The 3,716-nt window shown below is 75.2% G+C and carries 5 protein-coding genes; 3 read left to right on the plus strand and 2 right to left on the minus strand.

Annotation, left to right across the window (positions count from 1 at the left end; all coding sequences use genetic code 11):
- On the minus strand, nucleotides 1-1,260 hold a 1,260-nt coding region (gene sepH / locus D8M29_RS09805; protein ID WP_127445937.1), incomplete at its 3' end, for a septation protein SepH.
- Between the two features lie 291 nt (nucleotides 1,261-1,551).
- On the opposite strand from sepH, the gene D8M29_RS09810 reads away from it, so the two are divergent.
- The gene (locus tag D8M29_RS09810) at nucleotides 1,552-1,851 is read left to right on the plus strand and encodes a DUF4193 domain-containing protein (RefSeq protein ID WP_041104622.1); all 300 of its coding nucleotides are present in this window, start codon (nucleotides 1,552-1,554) and stop codon (nucleotides 1,849-1,851) included.
- 19 nt (nucleotides 1,852-1,870) lie between these two features.
- Here D8M29_RS09810 and D8M29_RS09815 read toward each other — a convergent pair whose 3' ends face one another.
- Entirely contained in the window at nucleotides 1,871-2,413 is a 543-nt protein-coding gene (locus tag D8M29_RS09815; protein WP_041104623.1) for a DUF3093 domain-containing protein, read from the minus strand.
- Nucleotides 2,414-2,530: 117 nt separating this feature from the next.
- On the opposite strand from D8M29_RS09815, the gene dut reads away from it, so the two are divergent.
- Both dut and D8M29_RS09825 read left to right on the plus strand, forming a co-directional pair.
- The gene (dut, locus tag D8M29_RS09820) at nucleotides 2,531-3,013 is read left to right on the plus strand and encodes a dUTP diphosphatase (RefSeq protein WP_127445938.1); all 483 of its coding nucleotides are present in this window, start codon (nucleotides 2,531-2,533) and stop codon (nucleotides 3,011-3,013) included.
- A partial coding sequence (locus D8M29_RS09825) for a DUF3710 domain-containing protein (RefSeq protein WP_238693377.1) occupies nucleotides 3,010-3,716 on the plus strand: 707 nt, incomplete at its 3' end. The genes dut and D8M29_RS09825, both read left to right, overlap by 4 nt.

Below are 3,716 nucleotides of genomic sequence, written 5' to 3' on the forward strand. Positions count from 1 at the left end.
TACGTCTGCGGCAGTGTCCTCGGCGCGGTCGGTCTCGGCGGCCGGTTCCGGCGCGTCGACGACCGGGGCGTCGTCGGCGGTCGTCAGGGCCCCCTCGGCGTCGACCGGGGCGAGCCGCTCGGGCGCCTGGGCGGCCTCGCGCCGACTCCGGTCCTGGTGCTCGCGAGCGATCAGGTGCGCGAGCGCGTCGTCCGACTCCAGGTCCGCGCCCACACGCTGACCCCGGCGCACCCGCAGGATCTCCAGCAGATCGGCGTCGCGGTCGGCGGCCGGGGAGTGCGCACCCGCGGGGGTCACGGCGTCCTCGGCGTCCACGTCGTCCGTCACCGGTTCGGCCGCGGGGGCGCGGGGGACCAGGTCCCAGGCCTCCGCCTCGGACAGGGCGCGGGCCCAGGCGTTCTCGGGTTCGAGGTGGCGTCCGGCCGGGCGGAACGTCCAGAGCGCCGGCGGCTCCTCGCGGGTGGGCAGACTCCTCGCGCCGGCCACGGCGAACCGGGCGGCCACGGTCCAGCCGGCCTGGTCCTCGCGCCACGCGTCCCACTCGAGGCTCGCCTCGTCCACGCCCAGCTCGGCGAGTCGGTGCGCGGCGAGCTCGCCGAGCGTCGTGGGGCCGCCGTCCTGGACGAGGTCCGCGTAGAGGTCGGGCCCGCCGACCCAGACCTCGACGGCGCGGGCCTGTCGGGCGATCCAGTCGCGCTCGGCCAGGACGGGGTGACCGTAGGTGCGGATGCGCGAGAACGCGTTCCCGCTCTCCCGGGCGACCTGCTCCACGGAGGCGCCCGCACGGATGCGCTGCTGGATCTCCCGGGGGGTGAGGGGCTCGGCCTCGTGGGTCGCGGCGGCCTTGATGGACTCCTGGTCGGTCAGCGGCGCCGGGGTCGGGCCGTCTGCGGTCTCATCGTCGGCCGCGGGCTGCGGGTCGATGCGGGGGGTGAGCGCGAGGTCCTCGTCCGGACGGGTCGGGCCGGAGGGCACGTCGGGAGCCCGCTCGCCCTCCTCCGCGGCATCGTCGGCGTGCATCGTCGCGTCCACCGGTCCCTCGGCGTCCTCGTCGCCCGTCCCGGGGACGTCCGTCTCCGTCATGTCGTGCCAGGCCGCGGGGCCGCCCTCGGCCGGTCGCACGGCCTCGGGCGCAGCGCCCTCGATGACCAGCCGGCGCAGATAGGGGGAGAGGGCGAGCGTGTGCTCCTCACCCTCGGGCCCCGACAGGCGCAGCGCGTCGCCGTCCTCGGTGGGTCCGGTCAGTCGCAGCTCTGCCATGGCGGTGGTCCCTCCCACATCGTGTTCTGGTCACCGGGCATGTGGACGCCCGGCCGGGCATGCCCCGATCCTAGCCGCCGTGCCGCAGACCACGGCCCGGGCGAGGGACGAGCGGCCGCGGGAATCCGCCCTGGGCGAGCGTGCCCGTCAACATTTGGCACGGGTTCGGCCATGGTGCACAATCTACGCGCAACGGCGCAGGCCGGTGACGCGTGGTCCGCCCACGACGCCGTCCGCGCAGTGCCGGCACCGGTCCCGGTGCCGTCCCCCACCAGCGGAGCGTGAAACCCCATGGCCACTGACTACGACGCCCCTCGCAAGAACGAGGAAGAGCTGAGCCAGAACTCCATCGAGGAGCTGAAGGCACGGCGCACGGACACCCAGTCCGCCGTCGTGGACGAGGACGAGGCGGAGGCCGCCGAGGGGTTCGAGCTGCCTGGCGCCGACCTCTCGGGTGAAGAGCTGATGGTGCGGGTGCTGCCCGCCCAGTCGGATGAGTTCACCTGCGCCTCCTGCTTCCTGGTCCGCCATCGCTCGCAGGCCGCGCGTGAGAAGAACGGCCTGATCTACTGCAGCGACTGCGAGGGCTGAGCCCCCGCCGCCGGGGCGGTCAGCGGTCCTCGGCCGCCCCCTCCTGCCGGGCCATGGCCCCGCCGAGGGCCGCGACCAGCTCCTCCGGACGCCGGGTGCTGGTCAGCCAGTAGGGCGTGCGGTCGCGCTCGTCGGTCAGCTGGATCCGCACGACGGGCCCGATCCAGCCGCGCAGGTTCACGAAGGCCAGCCCGTGCAGCAGCGGGCCGCGCTGGGCCCGGGCGTCCTCGCCGCGATACCCCGTGACCTGACCGACGTGGTGCCGTTCGATGCTGGCGCGGCCCACCTGGAGGGTGCGTTCGCGCACCACGATGCGCGGGGTGGTGGCCACCAGGAGCAGGGCCTCGACGGCGAAGAACACGACGGCGGCGGCGATGCCCAGCCCGAGGTCGATCGGCGCGAACACGAGGATCGTCAACGCCGCCAGCATGAGCGCCACGGCCCAGACCCCCGGGGAGGGCGTCAACCGCTCCTCGAACAGGACCGGATCGGGTCCCGCCGCAGCGCCCTCGGGGGCGCGGCGGGAGGCATCGGCGACGGGGTGCTGCTGGGGATCACGCATGGGTCCCAGCTTCCCACATCCGGACTCCGGTCCCGCCGCGCGGCACCGGCGAGGGCGCCCGCCCGACCGCCTCGACGCGGCCCCGGGCCGACGGGTGCTCGTGTAGGGTCGGGCCTCGTGACCGACTCCGCCGAGCTGCCCGTGCCACTGGACGCCCTCGATCCGGGCCTGGCCCCGCCCGCCTACGCGCAGCCGGGCGACGCGGGCGCGGACCTGCGCACCGCCGTCGACGTGACCCTGGCCCCGGGCGAGCGCGCCCTGGTGCCGACCGGCGTGGCGTTGGCCATCCCGGAAGGCCACGCGGGGTTCGTGCACCCCCGCTCGGGTCTCGCGGTCCGTCGCGGCCTGACCATCGTCAACGCCCCGGGCACCATCGACGCCGGCTACCGCGGCGAGATCAAGGTGCCCCTGATCAACCTGGACCCGACCGAGCCGATCGTGCTGCGCCGCGGCGACCGGATCGCCCAGCTCGTGCTGCAGCCGGTTGTGCGCGCCCGCTTCGAGCCCGTGGACGTGCTGCCCGACTCCGAGCGCGGGGCCGGCGGCTTCGGCTCGACCGGCGGCTTCACCGCCGACACCACCCCTGGGAGGACGTCGTGATCTTCGGACGCAACCGCACCGTGCGCCACGAGCAGGTCAGCCTGCCGGACGAGCTGCTGGAGGAGCGCGACCTCGAGATCGCCGCCGCGCCGGCAACCGCCGACGTCGGTCCGCACGACGTCGCCACCCGCCCGGATCCCGCCGGCATGATCGACCTGGGGTCGCTGCGCCTGAGGGCCGTCCAGGGCATGAAGCTGCGCCTCGACGTCGAGGACGCGACGAAGCGGATCGTCGCCGCCACCATCAGCCTCGGACGCTCGGCCCTGCAGGTCCAGGCGTTCAGCGCCCCCCGTCGCACGGGTCTGTGGGACGACCTGCGCGCCGAGCTGCACGACTCCCTGTCGACCACGGCCCACGCGACCGTGCAGGAGCAGACCGGCCGTTTCGGCGTCGAGATCCTCACGCGCGTGCCGGCGGCGCTGCCGGACGGCTCGCCGGGGTGGAACGTCGCCCGGTTCGTGGGCGTGGACGGACCGCGCTGGTTCGTCCGCGGCGTGTTCCACGGCGAGGCCGCCTTCCAGCCGGAGGCCGCCGAGCCGCTGGAACAGGTGTTCTCCGACCTGGTCGTGGTGCGGGGCGACGAGCCGCTCCCGCCGCGCGAGCTGCTGCCCCTGCGTCCGCCGCCCAACGCCCGCCCGAGATCGGACGCGCGCCGCGTAGGGAAAGAGCCGCTCCGCCTGTGCAGATCTCGGGGGCCGCGTCT

The sequence above is a fragment of the Micrococcus sp. HSID17227 genome (assembly GCF_003989405.1).
Lineage (GTDB): Bacteria > Actinomycetota > Actinomycetes > Actinomycetales > Micrococcaceae > Micrococcus > Micrococcus luteus.